This is a genomic window from Jatrophihabitans sp. sgz311053 (assembly GCF_056135305.1).
On record NZ_JBWAXP010000001.1, the window covers coordinates 230,811 to 249,804 of the forward strand.

Sequence of the window (18,994 nt, forward strand, 5' to 3'; positions counted from 1 at the left end):
CCATCGGACCACTGCAGCGAACTCGCCGTCCCCCGTGAATGACGCGGTCGGAGACCGGTCAACCGGCGAGGCGCTGCCGCACGGAGCCGAGGCCGAGCTTCGCCGCCTCGGGCAGGTAGGTGTGCAGGTGAGCGTTGCTGTCGGGCACCATCCGGGTGCGTCCCAGCTCGACCATGAGCCGCTGGGCTGCGGGGATCGCGGTGGCCGGGTAGGCGATCAGCTCGGTGAAACCGGCGATCTGCGCGACGCCGCCGAGGTGCGAGGCCAGCGAGCTGCCCACACCGCGCCGCTGCCAACCGTCCTCGACCAGGAGCGAGACCTCGGCGCAGTTGTGGCCGTGCGTGAGGTCGCGGCGGATCGCGCCCACGGCAACCACGGCGTCCGGCGTGTAGGCGACGAAGCAGTGCGGGTTGCGCAGCTCCGCGTCCAGCATCGCCGGTGTCGGCGGGCGGCCGCCGCGGTGGTAGCGGTCGAGCAGCGAACGTGCCGAGCAGCGGCGGTGCATCTGCGCGACGCCGGGCAGGTCGCGGACGGAGGCGGGGCGGACGGCGACGGTCGCCATGCCGATGCGCATCGTCCAGGGCTGCCGGGCGAGCTCGAGCAGGTCGGACGAGTCCTGCCGTGGCTGGACCGGGTCCACGGCGGCAAGGGGGCGGATGCAGGAGGTGAGTGTTGCGGTCATGCCGCCACGTTCACATCGCCGCGTTTCGCGCACATGTCACGCGACGTACGAGCGTGCAACGGTGGGCACGTCATCGGGTGGGACGGCCCCGGTACAGAATGGAGCCGTGCCCGACGACGCTGCCGCCACCGACGAAGAGCTCCGACTCGACCGCGACATCGCGGCGTGGATGGTGCAGGTGAGCCCTGCCGCCGAGGCGGTCTCCATCGAGGAGGCTCGGCAGCAGGCGCGCGAGACCAACGCGAAGGCGCTCGCCGCCCTCGATCCCGCGCTCACCCCGGCCAGCGAGGTCGACGACGAGATCCCCGCGGACGGCGAGGCGCCGGCGCTGCGGGTGCGAGTCCTCCGCCCGGCGACCGAGCCCGGCGGCAGCGAGGTCGACACCTCTCCCATGCCCACCGTCGTCTACTTCCACGGCGGCGGGTGGATCCTCGGCGACCTGGACACCCACCTGGGCCACGCCCGCCGGCTCTGCGTGCAGGTCCGGGCGGTGGTGGTCTCGGTCGAGTACCGGCTCGCCCCCGAGCACCGGTTCCCGACCGCCTTCGAGGACGCCCGGCGGGCGGTGGCCTGGGCGGCCGAGCGACTCGGCGACCTCGGCGGCGACGAGACCCTCGTCCTGGCCGGTGACAGCGCCGGCGGGCAGCTGGCCGCCTCCGTCGCGCTCGCGCGGCGAGGTGAGCAGCCGCCGATCGCGGCGCAGCTGCTGCTCTACCCGGTGACCGATGTCGCCGGTCGTTACGAGGACGCCGAAGTCAACGAGCGCTACATGTCGCGCCGGTCGGCGTACCAGCGCTTCGGCCTGACCCTCGAGACGATGGCGACCTTCGCCCGCGCGTACGTCGACGAGGCCGACGCCGCCGACTGGCGGGTGTCGCCGAAGCGCTCGACGGACCTCACCGACGCGCCGCCGGCCGTGATCCACACCTCGACGCTGGACGTCCTGCGCACCGAGGGCAACTTCTACGGCGACGACCTGCGCGCCGCGGGGGTGGACGTCATCAGCCGGGAGTTCCCGTCACTGAACCACTCCTACTTCGGGCTCGGTGGGGTGTCGGCCGTCGCCGATGCCGCGGCGGCCCAGGCGGCGTCGGACCTGCACGAGCTGCTCGCCCGCCGGAGCTGACGTGCCCGGCCGCGACCTGGACGCCTGGTTCGCGAAGGCCGACGGCGTGCTGCGGACGTGGGACGGCAGTCCGGACGCGATGGACGTCCGGGGTACCGCCGACGACGCCGACCCCGAACTGCCGCTGCTCGGCGACAACCGCGCCGACCAGACCTGGCCGCTGCCCCGCCGGCGCCGGCAGCCCACGCCGTCGCTTCCGGTTCGGCTACGAGACCGACTCCTCGCCGCGGCCCGGCGTCAGGCGGGCACGCTGAAGAAGGCGTTCATCCCCGGCAGGTCGGAGAGGTAGGTCTCGATCGCGGCGATGCGGCCGTCGACGATCCTGCAGACGGTAGCCAGGTGCTCGTCGAGGCGGGCGTCGTCACGGGTGGCGGTGTTGTGCAGCGCCAGCGCGACGTTGTCCCGACTGACCAGGACATGCTCCAACGAGAAGGTCAGGCCGTAGCTGGCGATCAGCTCGGCGCGCGCGATGACGGCGTCGACGCCCTCGGCCGTGCCGGAGATGTGATTGTCACCGGGCAGGGTCCAGGTGACGTCGGGCGCCATGATCTCGCGGATCTGGTCCCAGTTCTTGCTCGTCAGCGCCCGGTGGAACGTCGAGGCCAGCTCGTGCTTGCGAGCTTCGGCGGTGCTGGCTGCGGTCATGGTCGGTGACTCCTTCGTTCTGGTCATGGTTCGAAACAAGTCGAACTATAACCAGGCCGAGCACAACAGTTCAAACGAAAGCGTACAGTTGTGACGTGTCCGTCCTGGAGCAGCCGTCCCGCGAAGACCTGCGGATCGAGGCCGTCATCGCCGCCCTGGACCATCCGGTCCGACTGCGGGTCGTGCGCACCCTCAGCAGCGCGAACGAGGAGCTCACCTGCCAGCAGATCCTCCCTGACATGACTAAGAGCAGCGCCAGCCATCACTGGCGGGTGCTGCGCGAGAGCGGGCTCGTCTCGCAGCGCCGAGACGGTCGCTTCCTGTTCCAGCGGCTGCGCCGGGAGGATCTCGACAGCCGCTTCCCCGGCGTCCTCGACGCCGTGGTCGGCGACACCACCGGCCCGCAAGGCTGACGCCGTCGCCCGTCGGCCGGGGCTCGTCACTCGATGGCCGGGTCTGCGAGACTGTCACGGCATCTTTCCCGGGCCTCTAGCTCAGTCGGTAGAGCAGCGGACTTTTAATCCGTAGGTCGTCGGTTCGAGCCCGACGGGGCCCACCAGTCCATACGCGCGGCCGGTGAATGCTCGGCAGAGGGCCTTGGGTTGATCCGCGACACCTGGCTGACCATGCCACCAGCGTTAGCGCGCATATGAGCTAAACCCGAGACCCGCTCGATCGACCTCGGCTACCTGCCGGCGATAGCCGGTCGCGGACTTCTGGACCGCCTACGTCCTCACTCGGCCGGTCGGCGCGTCGGCCGCCGACTGGCTCGGCAAGCCCACCACCGACGGTGGCGTGGGAGTCGGCTCCGGCCTGGTCACCGTCGTCCTCGCGCTGCTCATCGTGGTCGCGGTCGGCTACCTCGCCTCGCGCGGCCGGGACGGCGGCCGGCGATCGGGGGCACGAACCTCCGGAGTCGCCCGTTGAGTAGAAGAGAGGGCGAGACTCGGCCGCGCAGGCGGCCGCCGACCTGAAGAACGGGTGCAGAGATGAAGGCTTTCAGGACACTGTGTGCCGCGGCGACGGCGGTCGCCGTGAGCCAGTGCGCGGCGCTGGCCGGGTTCATCTGGGCGATCAAGTCGGCAGACGACGCGACGCTGGCGGCGGTCGCTCGGTAGTCGCTTGCGGACAACGGCGGTCGCGGCGGCCCGGTCGGTGACGGCGGACGGCGACGGACTGGTCTTCGTCGAAGGGTCCGAATTCTGCCGCTTGGTCTCGGTGTTCCTACCAATGGCAGCGGGCTGAGGGAGACCTAGCGTCGGCAATCACCAGCCGATCCAGCGTCGAAAGGAACCTCGTGTCCACTCCCACCACCCTCCGCCGGCTCGTGGCGGGGTGTTGCGCGGTGATCGCGACCGCCGCCATCACCGCTCTCTCGCCCGTCGCGGCACAGGCTGACACCACCGTCACCATCGGCGCCGGCTCGTCGTTCGGCACCGGCACGGTCTTCGCCAACGGGACTGTGAAGGACAGCGACTACTGCACGATCGCCGCGGTGGGCAGGGACCCCCAGGGCCGGCTGCTCGCCCTGACCGCGGCGCACTGCACTGTCGAGACCGTCAGCCCGTACGCCAACGTCGACGGTCTGTGGGTGCAGGGTCAGAAGGTCGGCACCATCGCCGGCCGCTACCTCACCAACAGCGCAGGCGGCGTGACGCCGGGCTACTACGACTTCGCCTTCTACTACCTCGACGCCAGCAAGGTCACCGTCGCCTCGCAGCGGGGGGCGAACGTCTCCAGCGGGCTGCCGAGCCCGACGTACCACGCGGGCACCTTCACGACGGTGTGCATGTCCGGACTGACCAGTGGCAGCCGGTGCGGCAACTACATCGGCGACGGTGGCACGACACCCCGCACCCACATCGTCGGCATCGCCGTCCAGGCCGGCGACTCCGGCGGTCCGCTCTACACCAAGGACGGGCTCCTGCTCGGTATCGGTTCTCGCGGCAACACCGGATTCCCCGCCGCCTTCTACTCCGATGCCCGCGACGCGGTCTCCTACGCCGTGTCCCATGGCTTCATCACCGGGTTCACGCCCATCGGCTGATCACATCGCTCGCGGCAACGGCCGGCCCGCACCAGGATGCGGGCCGGCCGTTGTCGTCCTCGGAGCGTCGGCGGAGGCGTCTCACCGGCCTCGGTGCCGACGAGGTTCGCATCCATCCGGCCGGTTCGGACGATCACACGAAGAACTACGGCAAGGCTCGTGCATCGAGCCGAACGGCTCACCGCGGGCATCGGCTAGCGTCGGGCGCAGTTCACGAACGGGAGAAGCACAGTGCCCAGGACGCTCTTGCGCGGCGCCACGGTCGTCGATCCCGCGAGCGGGACGGCCGAGGTGGGTGACGTCCTCGTCGAGGACGGCACGATCGTCGGCCTCGGCACAGTCGTCGCGCAACCCGGCGACGAGGTGGTGGACGTCTCCGGGTCGGTGCTCGGCCCCGGCTTCGTGGACCTGCACAGCCACGTCAACTCGGTGGCCGGACAGCGCCTGCAAGCACTCGACGGCGTCACCACGGCGCTCGACCTCGAATCCGGCCTCATGCCGATCGAGGCGGCGCTGCGCCGGGCCGCGGCGCAGGGACGGCCGCTCCACTACGGCTTCGCGGCCTCGTGGGCGGGTGCCCGCTCGGCGGTGTTGACCGGTGTGACCCCGGATGCGACGGTCCTCGGCGGGCTGCACCTGCTCGACGACGAGCGCTGGCAGCAGAACTCCACGGCGGCCGAGCAGGCGGCATGGCTGGGGATCATCGCCGACGAACTCGGCCGCGGCGGAATCGGCGTCGGCGTCACCATCGGCTACGCCCCACGCACCGACCCGGCAGAGTTCCTCGCGGTCGGCCGGTTGGCGGCCGCGGCCGGCGTCCCCGTCTTCAGCCACGTCCGCGAGCTGATCGAGGTCGATCCCACCACGCCGATCGACGGCAGTGAGGAGATCGCGCTCGTGGCAGCCGAGACCGGCGCGCGGATGCACCACTGCCATGTCAACAGCACGTCCCGTCGGCACGTCGACCGGGTGCTGCGGACGTTGGACCGCGCCCGCGCGGAGGGTTCGACCGTGACCGTGGAGGCCTACCCGTACGGTGCCGGCACCACCGGCATCGGTGCAGCCTTCCTCGCGCCCGACAGCCTGCGCCGCTGGGGCATGGTGCCGTCGAACCTCACCGTGCTCACCACCGGCGAACGAGTCGCCGACGAGAGACGGTTGCTCGAGCTGCGCGCGACCGACCCCGGCGCGCCCTGCCTGGTCGAGTACCTGGACGAGAACGTCCCGGCGGACGCCGCCCTGCTGCACCGTGCGCTTGCCTACCCCGACGCGATCGTCGCCAGCGATGCGCTCCCGGTGATGTGGACCCGCGACGGCACGACCGTCGCCGACAGCGACGAGTGGCCGCTGCCGCCGGGCGGCGCGACCCACCCGCGCACGGCCGGCACCTTCACCAAGGCGCTGCGGACGATGGTGCGCGAGCGGCGAGCCTGGAGCTGGCCGGAGGCGTTCCGGCGCTGTTCCTTCCTCCCTGCTCGGGTGCTGGACGACGTGGCTCCCGACATGCGGCGCAAGGGCACGCTCGCAATCGGGGCCGACGCCGACCTGGTCGTCCTCGATCCCGAACGGGTGACCGACGCCGCCACCTACGCCGACCCGACACGCCCCGCGGTCGGCGTCCGGCACCTGCTGGTCGACGGGACGTTCGTCGTCCGTGACGACGTCCTGCTCCCGGACGCGCGACCGGGTCGCCCCATCCGGGGGGTGCCGCGATGACCGAGCCCTACGACGTCGTGGTCCGCGGCGGCACCGTCGTCACCGCCGGCGGGCGGGGCGAGGCCGACCTGGGGATCCGGGACGGCCGCATCGCCCAGCTCGGAGGTCCGATGCGCGGTCACCGGGAGCTGGACGCCCGCGGCTGCTACGTCCTACCCGGCGGCCTGGATCTGCACGTCCACTTCGCCGCCCAAGCCCCCACGCCGGGCGGAACGCCGCAGTTCGTCGACGACTTCGCCAGTGGCTCGCGGGCCGCGGTCGCCGGCGGCATCACCACCTACGGGCAGATGAGCTTCCCCGACGACGATCACCCCACGATCGTCGGCGCTGTCGCCCGCGACGACGCGGCTGCGGCCGAGCAGTCCGTGACCGACTACGTCCTGCACCCCGGCGTCTTCACCGCCACACCCGATCTGCCGGACGCGATCGCCGACCTCGCAGCGGCGGGACACACCAGCTTCAAGATCGTCACGCTGGGGTTCGATCACGACCCGGCGGGACTGGTCCGGTCGGTGTCGCTCGCCGGACGCAACGGAATGCTCACCCTCGTCCACTGCGAGGACCACGCATTGATCGACTTCGTCACCGACGAGCTCGTCCGCGCCGGCCACGGGCTCGAGCGCTACGCCGACAGCCGACCCGACTACACCGAGGCCGTCGCGGTCGAACGCGCCGTCGGGATCTGCGAGGCGACCGGCGCCCCGATCTGCATCGTGCACCTGGCCAGCGAGGCTGCGCTGGACGTCGCGCGCCGAGCCCGCGCCCGCGGCCTTCCCGTCTTCGTCGAGACCCGACCCTTCTACCTGCACCTCTCGCAGGAGAAGTACGCCGAAGCCGAACCCGGCCGCTTCATCGGCATGCCGCCGCTGCGAGGCCGGCGCGACCGTGACGTGCTGTGGCGCGGACTGGCCGACGGCAGCATCGACACAGTGGCGAGCGATCACGCGCCGTGGTTCCTGGGGGACAAGATCGACCCCGCACTGGACCTGCACACCTGCCGCAAAGGCGTAGCCGAGATCGAGGCCATGCTGCCGATGCTCTGGTCCGAGGGCGTGGCGCAGGGACGACTCACCCCGGAACGGCTCGTCGCCGTCGTCGCCACGAACGCCGCTCGGCTCGGGGGGCTCTACCCCCGCAAGGGCACCCTCGCGGTGGGTGCCGACGCCGACGTCGTCGTCCTCGACCCGCAGCGGTCCCGCGTGATCGACGCCGCCACGATGCAGTCGCGCGCCGACTACTGCGTCTACGACGGCCTCCGCGTCACCGGGTGGCCGCGCTTCACCGTCAGCCGCGGGGACGTGGTCGTCGACGACGGTGCGATCACCGCAGCCGAGGGGCGTGGCCGCCTCGTCCCGCGCGGGCCGACCCGCCGACCCTGACCGGCGTCCCCGGCTTTCTTGGCTGCGGTGTCGCGCGCCGGCGAGCCGTCGTTGTGCTGTCGACCGACAAGGGCTGCGACAGCTGTGCGATCCGACGGGGCCGACGCGACCACGACTCGGGAGGATCGTTGCATGACTCGCCTGCGTGAACTGCTGATCGCCGCCGGACTGCAGGGCGCGGTCCACGCGGTCGACATCGACTCCGGCGCAGAGACCGGTCTCGCCGCCGACGACGCCGTCGTGCCCGCCAGCGTGTTCAAGATCCCGATCCTGGTCGAGCTGTGCCGCCAGTGGTCGGCCGGCACGCTCTCGCCGACGCAGCGCGTCCACCTGCCGGCGGGGGAGCTGCTGACGCCGGGCACCACCGGGTTCTCGATCGCCCTCGACGATGTCGACGTCTCGCTGCAGGACCTCGCGGTCGCCATGATCTCCGTCAGCGACAATCGAGCCACCGATGTGGTGCTCGGCCTGGTCGGGCTGGAGAACGTCAACGCGACCATGCGGAGGCTGGGCCATCACGGCACGGTGCTGGCGGGCGACTGCAACTACCTCTTCGCCACGATCAGCGAGGACCTCGGCCGCCGGGTGGCGGACCTCGACGAGGCCGACCCGATCGAGCTGGCCGAGGCGATGCGCCATGTGCGTGCCTGCGATCCGGCGCAGACAACCCGGACCACACCACGGGAGACGACGCGGTTGCTCCGCCAGCTGTGGACGGACTCCGTGCTCGAGCCGCATGCCTGCGCGCAGGCGCGGCGCATCCTCGCCACCCAGCTCTGGCCGCATCGGATCGGCTCCGGCTTTCCCGAGGCCGACGTCCGGATCAGCGGCAAGACCGGCACCGTGGGGCCGTGGCGCACCGAGGCAGCCGTGGTCGAGCTCGGCGGCGGGCGGCGCTTCGCCGTCGCGGTCTTCGTCACCGGGGTGGCCGCTGGTGCCCGCCACCCCGTGGCCGACCGGCTGATCGGAGAGCTCGCCCGCGCCGCTGTCGACGAGCTCCGCGGGGGCTACTGAGCGCCGTCGGTCAGCGACCGCATCCGCAGCAGCAGCATCGCCGTCAGCCGGGCGTCGGCGTCGTCGAGGTCGAGGCCGCTCACCGAACGGATGCGCTGCAGCCGATACCGCAGCGTGTTCTTGTGGACGGTCAGGCGTTCGGCCGCGGCTGCCACGTTGCCCATCACCGCGAGGTAGATGTCCAGCGTCTCCACGAGACCGGCGCGGTGTTCCGCGTCGTACTCGAGCAGCGCAGCCAGTGGGCCGTCGTCGATGTCACCGTCCGCTCGCATCGCGTCCGAGACCCGCAGCAACAGTGTCTCCAGCCGCACGTCGTCCGGAGCCGCGAGACGGGGGCCGCCGCGATGCCGCAGCACGCCCAGCGCCCGCAGCACGCGATCGGCCTCGGCGCGACAACTCGGCAACCCGGCGACGGTGTCGCAGTAGCTGCTGAGCGACACGATCAGGTCGTGACGGTCCCCCAGCTGCGCGATGAGCGTGGCAGCCGCGCTGCGGACCCGGTCCTCCCCGGCGAGGGTTCGGCCGGGGACCACCGTGTAGACGACACCGCCGATCACCGCCGTGGTGGCGTGGGCGTGCAACACCCCGAAGTGGAAGGCGACGACATCGCGCAGGCCGTCCAGCACGGACTCGTGATCCACGCCGTCCCCGGCGAGGGTCTGACAGCGGCAGGCGACGACCCGCATGGGACCGCCGTGCAGCTGCAGGCTGTCGGCCGCGTCCGCCGCGCCGGGCCCACCGGACAGCACGGTCGCCAACTGGTCGGCCTGCAGCCTGCGCGACACGTCCGCGCCCACCCGGCGGCGCAACAGGTGCAGGGCCACCACCCGGGCAGCGTCGCGCAGGGCGCGTGCTCCCCGCTCGTCGGGTGCGGCCGGGACCGCCGCCCAGATGGAACCGAGCAGTTCCTCGCCGGCGCGCACCGCGATCGCCACCCGCGGCACGAGACCGTCGGCGACCGGGCCGACGAACACCGGGTCGTCGCTGCTGCGCAGTGCGACGAAGACACCCTGCTTGTCCAGTGCACGCAGGTAGTGCGGCGGGACGCGACGGCCGAGCACCGTGGCGATGCGGCCCGCGTCGGCCTCGTCCTGCCTGCGCGAGAAGGCCAGCACGTTGGAGTGCACGTCCTCGATGGTCACCGGGGCGTCGATCAGCGCGGCGATGGAGTCGGCGAGCTCGAAGAGCCCGCCGTCGCTGTTCGTCCCCGAACCCCGGGCGAAGTCGTCGGCGCTGACGGCGGCGGCGACGATCGATCGCACGAGATCGGCGACGTGCAACCAGACCGCGTCAGCAGCCAACCGCAGCACGGGTATCGGTGAGTCCGCGGCCACCGCCACGTCATGCGCCTTGACCACCACCGCGGCGCACCGGGCCGCATCGGCCTGGTCGACGAGGACTCGGAGCGCGTCCTCGTCGTGGACGCCGACCGCGAGCACCACGTCACCCTCACCGGCCACCAACTGTTCCACCGCATCGTGCATCACGACGCCGCGGACGGCACGAGGTCCCGAACCCGGCGCCTCGACGGTCAGCAGCGGGGCAAGGTTGTGGACGAGCCGCGCGGTGTCGACTCGCGGATGGCTCGTCGCGGTCTCGGCGGGCACGGCGCCAGTATCCCGTTCCGGCTTCAACTGTCGATCAGGTCGCAGGACACCGTCGTCTCGGCCAGGACCTCGGGCAGCACGTCGACACCGAGCCCCGGGCCGGTGGGCACCTCGATCGCGCCGTCGGTCAACACGAAGGGCGGGGTGATGTCGGTGGCGTAGAAACGATCCGAGGCCGAGACGTCTCCCGGCAGGACGAAGCCGGGCAGCGCAGCCAGTGCGAGATTGGCAGCTCGGCCCAGCCCCGTTTCGAGCATGCCGCCGCACCACACCGGCACGCCGCTGGCACGGCAGACGTCGTGCACCCGACGCGCCTCGAGGTAACCGCCGACGCGACCCGGCTTGACGTTGACGATCGCGCAGGCACCGAGCGCGATGGCGTCCGCGGCCGCCTTCGCCGACACGATGGACTCGTCGAGGCAGATCGGGGTCCGCAGCCGGCGGGCCAGCGCGGCGTGCTCGGTGAGATCCCCCTCGGCCAGCGGTTGCTCCACGAGCAGCAGGTCGAAGGCGTCCAGCTCGGCGAGCCGGCCGGCATCGGCGAGCGTGTACGCCGCGTTGGCGTCGACCTGCAGCAGGACTCCGTCCCCGAGGTGCTCGCGGACGGCGCGCACCGGCACGACGTCCCAACCTGGCTCGATTTTGAGCTTGATCCGCGCATAACCCTGTGAGACGTAGTCGTCCACGACCGCGAGCAGCGTGGCAACGTCGTCCTGGATGCCGATCGACACGCCGGGTCGGACGACGTCGTGGACCGCCCCGAGGTGGTCGGCGAAGGACAGCCCCGCCGCGCGTAGCTCGGCGTCCAGGACCGCCATCTCCAAGGCGGCCTTCGCCATCCGTTGCCCCTTGAACGGCGCCAGCAGCTCGGCTACCTGCGCTGCCCGCAGGCTCGGACGCGCGAGCAGGGCCGGGATGAGGTGTCGGCGCAGCACCAGGGCGGCCGCGTCGTTGAACTCCTCCGAGTACAGGGGTTCGTCCATCGCGACGCATTCGCCCCAGCCCTCGCCGACATCCGTGAGGACGCGCAACAGCAGCGCTGCCCGCCGGTGCTGCACGCCGAACGACGTTCGGAAGGGCGCCCGCAACGGCAGTTCGACCCGGCGCATCTCGACGGCGTGCACTCTCACGATGTTCCTGTCCCTCGTTCGTGCTCCGCCGCGTGGCGGAGGTTCTCGACGACGTAGTAGCCGTCCCGGGTGAAGTCGACGACCGTCCAGCCCTCGTCCATGAGGGTGCCGAGGGTGTCTCGCACCGCGAGTCGCCACGTCGTGCCGAGGGCCGGATCGGCAGCGCGCAGCGCCTCGACATCGGCCGGTACCCGTACCAGCCGGATCGACCCGCTTGCCGATCGGCGTTCCGGGCGATCGGCGACGACCTCCAGGATCACCTCCGCACCAGCAGCGAGCAGCTCCGGCACCGGTCGGCCGATGCTGCGACCGGCAGCAACGGCGGCAGTACGGGCCCCGAGCAGCGGCCACGACACCTTCACCCGGTCGGTGGCCTGACCGGTGTTGATGGCGTCGTTCATCACGCCGTAGAAATCGACGAGGTAAGAGGTGGGCAGCGCACCGAGCCGGGCCGCGTTGAAGAAGGCGTTGCGCCGGATCAGCGGGTCGAAGGTCCAGCCGATCGTGGTCATCCCGTGTTCCAGCGCCCAGGCACGCTGATCGAGTTTCAGGGCACGGCCGACGTGACGTCCCGCGACTGCCGGCACCACGCCCGCGATGTGCGAGTGCAGTTCCCGCGCCGGCTCGACGCTGAGGAAACCGAAGCAGACTCCGACGGGGCGCCGGCCGTCCCAGGCGATGGCGCAGTAGTTGCCGGCGTGGGTCAGCGCGCGCAGGAAGTCGACGCGCACGGTCGTCTGGCCGGGCGGTGGTCGCCAGATCTCGTCCACGACGTCGCAGACGACCTGCAGCAGCGCCATGTCGCGGACCTGCTCGACACGGACCCCACTGCGCCCGGCAGCGTCGTTCGCCAACGCGCGAGCCGCGACCGCGCCGTCCACCACCGCGGGGGCGGCGTTCATGCCGGCGCCCCCACGGTCGATGCAGCGGTGAGGTCGACGACGAGGTCGGCCAGCAGGCGGGCACGGCCGGGCAGGAAGGCGGCGAGCACGTGCTCGTCGTCGGCGTGCGCGCCACCACCGACCGCACCGAGGCCGTCGAGGGTCGGTGTGCCGACGCCGGCGGTGATGTTTCCGTCCGACGCGCCGCCGACGGCCTCGGCTGCCAGCTCACCGAAGCCGAGGCCGCGGTGCAGCCGTTGCGCCAGCCGCACCAGATCGGCCGACGACGCGGCCTCCAGCGGCGGACGGTTGACGCCTCCGCTGATCTCCACCGCCGTACCGGAGACGGTCGGCGCCGTCTGTCGCAGCTGCACATCCACCCGCTGCTGTTCGGCCAGCGTCCACGCCCGGACGTCGACGGCCAGCCGGGCGGTGGCGGGGATGGTGTTCGACGTGGTCCCCACCGTCGCCGCGGTGGGACTGACCGACGTGCCCAGTCCGACGTCGGCGAGCCCGGCGATGCGAAGCACCTGATGGGCGAGCTCGACCCCGGCGTTGGCGCCGCGTTCGGGTTCCAGGCCGGCGTGCGCAGCCCGGCCCGTCACCGCCACGTCGTAGCGGGAGACACCCTTGCGCGCGCTCTTGAGAGCGCCGCCCGGCGCGGCCGCTTCCAGCACCAGCGCCGCCGACGCCCGACGCGCCTCGGTCTCGAGCAGCACGCGAGAATCCGGTGAGCCGATCTCCTCGTCCCCGGTCACCAGCACGGTCACGTCCGGCGAGACACCGCGTCGGCGAAGAGCTGCCACCGCGTGCCACAGCACGACGAGACCCGCCTTCATATCGAAGCAGCCCGGTCCCCGCAGGACGGGTCCGTCGGCGCCGTCGGTCACCGACCACGGCAGCCGGTCGAGGGTGCCGAGCGGCCACACGGTGTCGTGGTGCCCCACGAGCAGCACCCGCCGCGCGGCGGCCGGATCGCCGAGGGTCCACCGCAGATGCGTCGCCTCACCGACCGTGATCGTCTCCGGGTCGGCGCCGAGATGCCCTGCGGCGATCTCGGCGACGACCGCGGCGCTGCGTCGGCAGGCAGCTCGATCCAGCGAGGGAGACTCGCAGCGCACGAGCTCACCGATCTCGTCGATCATGTCGGGCAGCAGTGGCACGGGCTCACTCATCGGCACCCCCGGCGAAGTGGCATGCGGCACGATGCGGCCGCGAGGCAGCCGCCGCCGAGGGGTCCTCCACTCGGCAGCGGTCCCGCTCGTCCGAGACCTGCGGACCGACAGGGCAACGCGGATGGAAGCGGCAGCCGGAGGGTGGCCGGTGCGAATCCGCGGGCTCTGCCGCCAGTCTCGTGTCGCCCGGTCGATGCAGGCCGGCCGGGTCGTCCAGCGACGGGACGGCCGACAGCAGCAGCTTCGTGTACGGGTGCTGCGGGTTGGCGACGAGGTCGTCCGGCGGCGCGACCTCGACCACCTTGCCGAGGTACATGACCGCCACGAGGTCACTGACGTGACGGACCACGGCGAGGTTGTGGGAGATGAACAGCACCGACAGCGCGAGCTCGCGCTGGATGTCGCGGAGCACGTTGAGGACCGCTCCCTGCACGGAGACGTCGAGCGCCGAGGTGATCTCGTCGGCGATGAGGACTTCGGGCCGGGCGGCCAGTGCCCGCGCGAGCGCGGCACGCTGTCGCTGCCCCCCGGAGAGCTCGGCCGGGAAGCGGTTCGCCAGCCCGCTGTCCAACTGCACCAGGTCGAGGACACGCTCGGCTTCGGTGCGGCGGTCCCGCCTGCCGAGATCACGCCGCGCCTCGCCGATCGCGTCACCGATCCGCTGCCGCGGGTCGAAGGCCGACTGCGGGTCCTGGAAGACCATCTGGATCGGACGCCGCCCGCTCCGGCGGCGGGGCAGCGCGGACGTGCCGTCGAGCAGGATCTCGCCCGCCGTCAGGGGCGCCAGCCCCACTGCTGCCCGGGCGAGTGTCGATTTGCCCGAACCCGACTCCCCGACCAGACCGACGATGGCGCCGGGCGGCACGACGAGGTCGACGCCGGCCACAGCGCGCAGGCCCTCGCGGCCGCTGCCGTAGCGGACCTCGACGTCACGGAAGACCAGTTCGTGGCCCGCCGGGGCCTCCGACGCGCCGGCGGCCCGGCCTGCGGACAGGGTGTCGGTCATGGCCCCACCTCGACGGGATCGACGGGCTCGACGGACTCGGCGGCGGCCGACGCGACACCGGCGACGACCGGGTGCCAGCACGCGACCCGACCGCCGGGCGTGGCTGCCAGGACAGGCTCCTGCGTCCGGCACCGGTCGTCGGCCAGGGCACAGCGGTCGGCGAAGGCGCAGCCGACGATCGCCGTGCCCGGCGCCGGCGGCCGGCCGGGGATGGTGGTGAGCGGCGCGTCACGCGGTGTGGTCATCGTGGGCAGCGAGGCCAGCAGCGCACGGGTGTACGGGTGGCGGGCCTCGGCGCGGATCGAGCCGGCGGCGACGACCTCCACGACGCGGCCGGCGTACATGACCACCACGCGGTCGCACATGGTGGCGACGACCGCGATGTCGTGCGAGATCAGCAGCAGTGCGGCACCCGACTCGGCCCGCACCTCGGCGATGAGGCGCAAGACGTCGCGCTGCACGGTGACGTCGAGCGCGGTCGTCGGCTCGTCGGCGATGAGCAGCCTGGCGCGTCCCATCAGCCCCATCGCGATCATGGCCCGTTGCCGCATGCCGCCGGAGTACTCGTGCGGCAGCTGCCGGGCCCGGCGGTCGGCAGCAGGGATGCGAACCGCGCGCAGTCCGTCGACGGCACGACGCCACGCGGTGGCGCGATCGGCACCACCGTGGGTCATGGGGACCTCGGCGAGTTGCCGGCCCACCCGGATGAGCGGGTTGAGCGAGCTCATCGGGTCCTGGAAGACGAAGCCCATCGAGTCGCCGAGTCGGGCGCGCAGCCGCCGGCCCGACAGCGCGGTGAGCTCGGCTCCGTCGAAGGTGATGGCGTCGGCGTGGACCTCGGCGGGCTCGGCGAGCAGCTGCGCCACTGCCAGCGCGGTGAGGCTCTTGCCCGATCCGGACTCGCCCACGATGCCGACGGCCTCGCCGGCAGCGACATCGAGATCGACACCACGCACGGCATCGTGAGCCACACCGTCCGCCGCCGACGGCGGGAACGACACCGAGAGGTTCCGTACCCGCAGCAACGCCTCGGTGGGAGCGCTCGGCGCGGTGGCGACGCGGCGTCGGGAGACATGCACTCGCGGGGCTCGGCCGCCCAGGGCGCGGGCGGCCAGCTCACCGGAGAGGTTGAGAGCGAGACCGACGACGACGATGGCTACGCCGGGTGCGATCGCCGCGGCCGGGTTCGTGTAGACGCCGTTGACACCCTCGTTCAACAGCCGCCCCCAGTCGTAGGACGGCCCCTGGACGCCCAGCCCGAGATACGACAGCCCGGCGAAGGCGAGCAGGTTCAGGCCTGCGGCGATGGTGGCGTTGACCGCGAGCGGTTCGGCGATATTGGGCAGGACGTGACGAGCGAGGAGCCGGACGCGTCCCACCCCCAGCAGGCGCGCGGCTGCCACATAGTCGCGCGCGGCCACGGCTGCGGCGAGCGTCTGCGTGAGCCGGGCGAACCAGGGGGCACCGGCGATGCCCAGCGCGAGCACGGCGCCCGTCGCCCCGACTCCCACGACCGTCGCGACGAAGATCGCCAGCAGCACGCTCGGGAAGGCCACCGCGGTCGAGACCGTCGCCGCGACGAGGCGGCCGACACGAGGTGACGTGACGGCGTGGACGCAGCCGACGACGACGCCGAGCACGACGGCGATCAGCGTGGCGGCGAGGGCGAGCCCCACGGACAACCGGGTGGCGACGAGGACGCGGAGGAAGATGTCGCGACCGCCGGTGTCGGTGCCTGCCCAGTGCGATCCGGAGACCGGCTGGCTGATGGCCTCCGGATGGTACGTCGAGGCGGCGTCGCCCCAGAGCACGGGCGCGACAGCAGCGAGGACGACGACCAGACCCACGGCGGCGAGCGCGCTGATGCCCATGCCGGACCGGACGAGTCGCCGCAGCGGCCGCGTCGCGTTCGGAGTCGGCGCGGCGGCGACCGGGGCCGTCATGCCGTCGTCCTGAGTGTCGACCGGGGATCCACGGCCGCGAGCAGCAGGTCGACGGCCAGGTTGATCACCAGCACCAGCACCCCGTACACCAGGACGATGCCCTGCACGAGCGGGAAGTCCTTGGCGATGATGGACGAGACCATCGTGGGGCCCAGGCCGGGCCAGCTCAACACGCTCTCGACCAGCACGGTGCCCGCGACCAGACCGGCGAGCACCAGACCGCTCACGGTCAGCGCCCCGGTCAGCGCGTTCGGCAGCGCATGTCGCAGGTACACCCGTGCCGGCGGCAGCCGCTTGGCTCGCGCCGTCCGTACGAAGTCCTCCTCGAGCACGCCCAGGGTCTCGACGCGCACGATGCGAGCCATGGCGGCTGCCGGCCCGACAGCGAGTGCCACGACGGGAATGACGTAGGACGAGGTGGTGCCGTCGTAGGCCGCCGGCAGCCAGGTGTGGGCGACCGCGAGGCCCGCCACCAGGACGACCGCGAGCACGAAATCGGGGATGGCCGCGAGGATCACGGAGACGGCGGCGAAGGTCAGCTCGGTACCACGGCGACGACCCCGCTGGGTCGCGATGGCCATGGCCACACCGATCGGGAACGCCAGCAGGACCGCGACGACGAACGCGAGCCCGGCCAGGACGAGGGTGTGGGGAAGCCGCTGCGAGATCACGTCCGCGACCGGCAACTGCAGCTGGATCGACTCGCCGAGCCGACCGGTGACGAGGTTGGTCAGGTAGTGCCAGTACTGCGCCGGCAGGGAATCGTCGAGACCGAGCTCCGCCCGCTTCGCCCGCACCGCCGCCGGTGAGGCCTGAGCGCCCAGCGCAGCCCGGACCGGGTCGCCCGGGATCAGGTGGACGATGAGGAAGGAGAAGGTCACCAGTACCCAGACCGAGACGGCCAGCCGCACCACCCTGCGCAGCAGATACCCCGACCAGCCGCTCCTCCGACTCGTCGGCGGGTCGGCGGCCGCGACAGTCGGCGCAACCAGCGCGCCCGGATCGACGCCCGCCTGCATCAGGCCGTGCGCAACCGCAGGGTTGCGCCCCAGATCTGCCCGCCGGGTGCCGTCACCTGCGCCTTCCGAAGGTAGGTGCGGGTCGTGGACGTGTAGAGCAGCGACGGGTTGTGGTTAGCGGCCAACGCCTGCTCCGCCTTCGCCCAGTCACCGCATCCGGCGGTGCCCACCTGCGGGGTCGCGCTCGCCACCGCGGCGTCGTAGGCGGAGTTCGCGATGTGCGGGAAGTTGGCACCCTTCGGCGCTGCCGGTCCCGAGACGAAGGCGACCATCTGGGACGGCAGGTTGAAGGTGAAGCTGGAGAAGGCGGCATCCCACGCACCGGTCTGGAACAGCACCTCGTTGAGCTGCGCCTCGGGCAGCGTCTTCACGCTGGCCTCGACACCCAGCTTCTTCCACTGCGCCATCAGGTACTCCGTCCCCGCCTGGCGAGCGTCCGAGCCCTTGCGGTCGTAGACGAAGGAGAGCTGCAACCTCTTGCCGTCCTTGACGCGGACACCGTCCGAGCCGGGCTTCCACCCCGCACCGTCCAGCAGAGCCTTGGCCTTGGCCACGTCGACCGTCGGCAACGCGCCGGTCAGCGGCGAGTTCGTCCGGCACGGGTTCGGATCGAGGGTGATGTAGGACCTCGGCTGCTGGGCGTTGTTGCCGGTGGCGATCCGCGACAGGGCGCTCCGATCGACGCCGGTCACCAACGCCTCCCGGACAGCGGGGTCGGCTGCGGCGCGGCCGGCGGCCTGGTTGAACCAGACCTCGCCGGAGGTGTCGACGGAGTCGACGGAGTCGAGCTTGAGCGAGGCCAGTCGAGCGGTGTCCGTCCCCGTCACCTCGCCCATGTTCACCGTGCCGTTGAGCAGCAGGTTCGCCGTCGTCGACACGTTGGCGATGACCCGCACCTTCACCGCGTCAGGAACCCCGGCGCCGGCGAGACGGGCACCGTCCGGCCCCCAGGTGTACCCCTTGCGCGCAGTGAAGTCGTAGCTGTCGTTGGCGACCGACCTGCTCAGCACCCACGGTCCCGTGCCGGCCGTCTTCGTCGCGATCGACTTGTGATCGGCCAGGCCCGAGCGACAGATGATGAAGACGCCGGAGAGCTCGGTGAGCAGGAACCCGTTCGGCGATGCGGAGGTGACGCGCACCGTGCCGGCCGCGTCGTCCGCCTTGGCCGTGGTCCCCTGGTGCACCACGACGTCGAGCAGCGGGGACGCGTTCTTGGGGTTGGCGATGTAGTTGATGTTCTCGGCGACGTCGTCGGCGGTCAGTGGTGTGCCATCAGAGCAGGTCACGCCCTTGCGCAGCGTGAACGACGCCGTGGTGGCCGTCGAGGACCACTTCTGCGCCAGGCCGCTCACGAGCGTGCCGTCGGCCCGCTGGTAGACCAGCGTGTCGTAGGCCAGCCCGAGCACCGATCTGGCGACGGAGCTCGGCGTCATGGACGGGTCCAGATTGCCGGGGTCGCTCGCCACCGCGATCGTGAAGGTGCCGCCGTCGGCCAGGCGTCCCTTCGCCCCGCCCGAGCCGGCGTCGTCGCCGTCGGCGGTACAGGACGCCAGCAGCAGGACCGGCGTCGCGAGCAGAGCGAGGGCGATCGTGGACCGGCGCATCGATGACCTCCTGGTGTGCC

At 71.9% G+C, this 18,994-nt stretch carries 17 protein-coding genes, 1 tRNA gene and 1 pseudogene; 9 read left to right on the top strand and 10 right to left on the bottom strand.

All coding sequences use genetic code 11. The features are described 5' to 3' along the window. Positions 1-58: 58 nt before the first annotated feature. Complete coding sequence (locus tag AC0NZQ_RS00830; RefSeq protein WP_474527715.1) at positions 59-682, bottom strand: N-acetyltransferase family protein; 624 nt, start codon at positions 680-682, stop codon at positions 59-61. A 106-nt stretch (positions 683-788) separates the two neighbouring features. On the opposite strand from AC0NZQ_RS00830, the gene AC0NZQ_RS00835 reads away from it, so the two are divergent. Then, a complete protein-coding gene (locus AC0NZQ_RS00835) occupies positions 789-1,808 on the top strand; it encodes an alpha/beta hydrolase (protein WP_474527716.1) in 1,020 nt (339 codons plus the stop codon). 1 nt (position 1,809) lies between these two features. After that, the gene (locus tag AC0NZQ_RS00840; RefSeq protein WP_474527717.1) at positions 1,810-2,097 is read left to right on the top strand and encodes a hypothetical protein; all 288 of its coding nucleotides are present in this window, start codon (positions 1,810-1,812) and stop codon (positions 2,095-2,097) included. Here the strand turns inward: AC0NZQ_RS00840 and AC0NZQ_RS00845 are convergent. Beyond that, positions 2,046-2,453 carry a nuclear transport factor 2 family protein gene (locus AC0NZQ_RS00845; protein ID WP_474527718.1) on the bottom strand — a complete coding sequence of 136 codons (408 nt, stop codon included), beginning with the start codon at positions 2,451-2,453 and terminating at the stop codon, positions 2,046-2,048. The genes AC0NZQ_RS00840 and AC0NZQ_RS00845 overlap by 52 nt on opposite strands. 95 nt (positions 2,454-2,548) lie before the next feature. Between AC0NZQ_RS00845 and AC0NZQ_RS00850 the strand changes: the two genes are divergently transcribed. The 7 genes and pseudogenes from AC0NZQ_RS00850 to AC0NZQ_RS00880 all read left to right on the top strand — a co-directional run bounded on the left by AC0NZQ_RS00850 (position 2,549) and on the right by AC0NZQ_RS00880 (position 8,609). After that, the gene (locus AC0NZQ_RS00850; protein ID WP_474527719.1) at positions 2,549-2,866 is read left to right on the top strand and encodes an ArsR/SmtB family transcription factor; all 318 of its coding nucleotides are present in this window, start codon (positions 2,549-2,551) and stop codon (positions 2,864-2,866) included. A gap of 70 nt (positions 2,867-2,936) precedes the next feature. Further along, positions 2,937-3,012, top strand: a tRNA-Lys gene (locus tag AC0NZQ_RS00855). A gap of 167 nt (positions 3,013-3,179) precedes the next feature. Continuing rightward, positions 3,180-3,380, top strand: a pseudogene (locus tag AC0NZQ_RS00860) (COG4705 family protein); the annotation flags it as partial. A 370-nt stretch (positions 3,381-3,750) separates the two neighbouring features. Further along, positions 3,751-4,500, top strand: coding sequence for a chymotrypsin family serine protease (locus AC0NZQ_RS00865; RefSeq protein ID WP_474527720.1), 750 nt, complete (start codon positions 3,751-3,753; stop codon positions 4,498-4,500). A 231-nt stretch (positions 4,501-4,731) separates the two neighbouring features. After that, the gene (locus AC0NZQ_RS00870) at positions 4,732-6,216 is read left to right on the top strand and encodes an amidohydrolase family protein (RefSeq protein ID WP_474527721.1); all 1,485 of its coding nucleotides are present in this window, start codon (positions 4,732-4,734) and stop codon (positions 6,214-6,216) included. Next, a complete protein-coding gene (locus tag AC0NZQ_RS00875) occupies positions 6,213-7,595 on the top strand; it encodes an amidohydrolase family protein (RefSeq protein ID WP_474527722.1) in 1,383 nt (460 codons plus the stop codon). The genes AC0NZQ_RS00870 and AC0NZQ_RS00875 overlap by 4 nt, the downstream gene beginning before the upstream one ends. Positions 7,596-7,727: 132 nt before the next feature. Next, a complete protein-coding gene (locus tag AC0NZQ_RS00880) occupies positions 7,728-8,609 on the top strand; it encodes a serine hydrolase (RefSeq protein WP_474527724.1) in 882 nt (293 codons plus the stop codon). Here AC0NZQ_RS00880 and AC0NZQ_RS00885 read toward each other — a convergent pair. From AC0NZQ_RS00885 to AC0NZQ_RS00920, 8 genes are read right to left on the bottom strand one after another with little or no spacing between them, the layout of a single operon-like run. Then, positions 8,603-10,216, bottom strand: coding sequence for a PucR family transcriptional regulator (locus tag AC0NZQ_RS00885; RefSeq protein ID WP_474527725.1), 1,614 nt, complete (start codon positions 10,214-10,216; stop codon positions 8,603-8,605). The two genes, AC0NZQ_RS00880 and AC0NZQ_RS00885, sit on opposite strands and share 7 nt — an antisense overlap. A gap of 23 nt (positions 10,217-10,239) precedes the next feature. After that, complete coding sequence (gene menC / locus AC0NZQ_RS00890) at positions 10,240-11,346, bottom strand: o-succinylbenzoate synthase (RefSeq protein WP_474527726.1); 1,107 nt, start codon at positions 11,344-11,346, stop codon at positions 10,240-10,242. After that, positions 11,343-12,248, bottom strand: coding sequence for a GNAT family N-acetyltransferase (locus AC0NZQ_RS00895; RefSeq protein WP_474527727.1), 906 nt, complete (start codon positions 12,246-12,248; stop codon positions 11,343-11,345). Before AC0NZQ_RS00895 ends, menC begins: the two co-directional genes overlap by 4 nt. Beyond that, on the bottom strand, positions 12,245-13,402 hold the full coding sequence (locus AC0NZQ_RS00900) for a M20 family metallopeptidase (protein ID WP_474527728.1): 1,158 nt from the start codon (positions 13,400-13,402) through the stop codon (positions 12,245-12,247). Before AC0NZQ_RS00900 ends, AC0NZQ_RS00895 begins: the two co-directional genes overlap by 4 nt. Beyond that, the gene (locus AC0NZQ_RS00905; RefSeq protein WP_474527729.1) at positions 13,395-14,408 is read right to left on the bottom strand and encodes an oligopeptide/dipeptide ABC transporter ATP-binding protein; all 1,014 of its coding nucleotides are present in this window, start codon (positions 14,406-14,408) and stop codon (positions 13,395-13,397) included. The genes AC0NZQ_RS00900 and AC0NZQ_RS00905 overlap by 8 nt, the downstream gene beginning before the upstream one ends. Next, positions 14,405-16,351 (bottom strand): dipeptide/oligopeptide/nickel ABC transporter permease/ATP-binding protein, encoded by a 1,947-nt coding sequence (locus AC0NZQ_RS00910; protein WP_474527730.1) that lies wholly within the window; start codon positions 16,349-16,351, stop codon positions 14,405-14,407. The genes AC0NZQ_RS00905 and AC0NZQ_RS00910 overlap by 4 nt, the downstream gene beginning before the upstream one ends. Beyond that, positions 16,348-17,370 carry an ABC transporter permease gene (locus tag AC0NZQ_RS00915; protein WP_474527731.1) on the bottom strand — a complete coding sequence of 341 codons (1,023 nt, stop codon included), beginning with the start codon at positions 17,368-17,370 and terminating at the stop codon, positions 16,348-16,350. The genes AC0NZQ_RS00910 and AC0NZQ_RS00915 overlap by 4 nt, the downstream gene beginning before the upstream one ends. Beyond that, the gene (locus AC0NZQ_RS00920) at positions 17,370-18,974 is read right to left on the bottom strand and encodes an ABC transporter substrate-binding protein (protein WP_474527732.1); all 1,605 of its coding nucleotides are present in this window, start codon (positions 18,972-18,974) and stop codon (positions 17,370-17,372) included. Before AC0NZQ_RS00920 ends, AC0NZQ_RS00915 begins: the two co-directional genes overlap by 1 nt. Positions 18,975-18,994: the final 20 nt, after the last annotated feature.

Excerpts from the sequence above, each read along its gene's own strand:
- AC0NZQ_RS00875 (WP_474527722.1), top strand. The coding sequence starts at position 6,213 with ATGACCGAGCCCTACGACGTCGTGGTCCGCGGCGGCACCGTCGTCACC.
- AC0NZQ_RS00920 (WP_474527732.1), bottom strand. The coding sequence starts at position 18,974 with ATGCGCCGGTCCACGATCGCCCTCGCTCTGCTCGCGACGCCGGTCCTG.
- AC0NZQ_RS00830 (WP_474527715.1), bottom strand. The coding sequence starts at position 682 with ATGACCGCAACACTCACCTCCTGCATCCGCCCCCTTGCCGCCGTGGAC.
- AC0NZQ_RS00900 (WP_474527728.1), bottom strand. The coding sequence starts at position 13,402 with ATGAGTGAGCCCGTGCCACTGCTGCCCGACATGATCGACGAGATCGGT.
- AC0NZQ_RS00895 (WP_474527727.1), bottom strand. The coding sequence starts at position 12,248 with ATGAACGCCGCCCCCGCGGTGGTGGACGGCGCGGTCGCGGCTCGCGCG.
- AC0NZQ_RS00845 (WP_474527718.1), bottom strand. The coding sequence starts at position 2,453 with ATGACCGCAGCCAGCACCGCCGAAGCTCGCAAGCACGAGCTGGCCTCG.
- AC0NZQ_RS00910 (WP_474527730.1), bottom strand. The coding sequence starts at position 16,351 with ATGACGGCCCCGGTCGCCGCCGCGCCGACTCCGAACGCGACGCGGCCG.
- AC0NZQ_RS00915 (WP_474527731.1), bottom strand. The coding sequence starts at position 17,370 with ATGCAGGCGGGCGTCGATCCGGGCGCGCTGGTTGCGCCGACTGTCGCG.
- AC0NZQ_RS00905 (WP_474527729.1), bottom strand. The coding sequence starts at position 14,408 with ATGACCGACACCCTGTCCGCAGGCCGGGCCGCCGGCGCGTCGGAGGCC.
- AC0NZQ_RS00880 (WP_474527724.1), top strand. The coding sequence starts at position 7,728 with ATGACTCGCCTGCGTGAACTGCTGATCGCCGCCGGACTGCAGGGCGCG.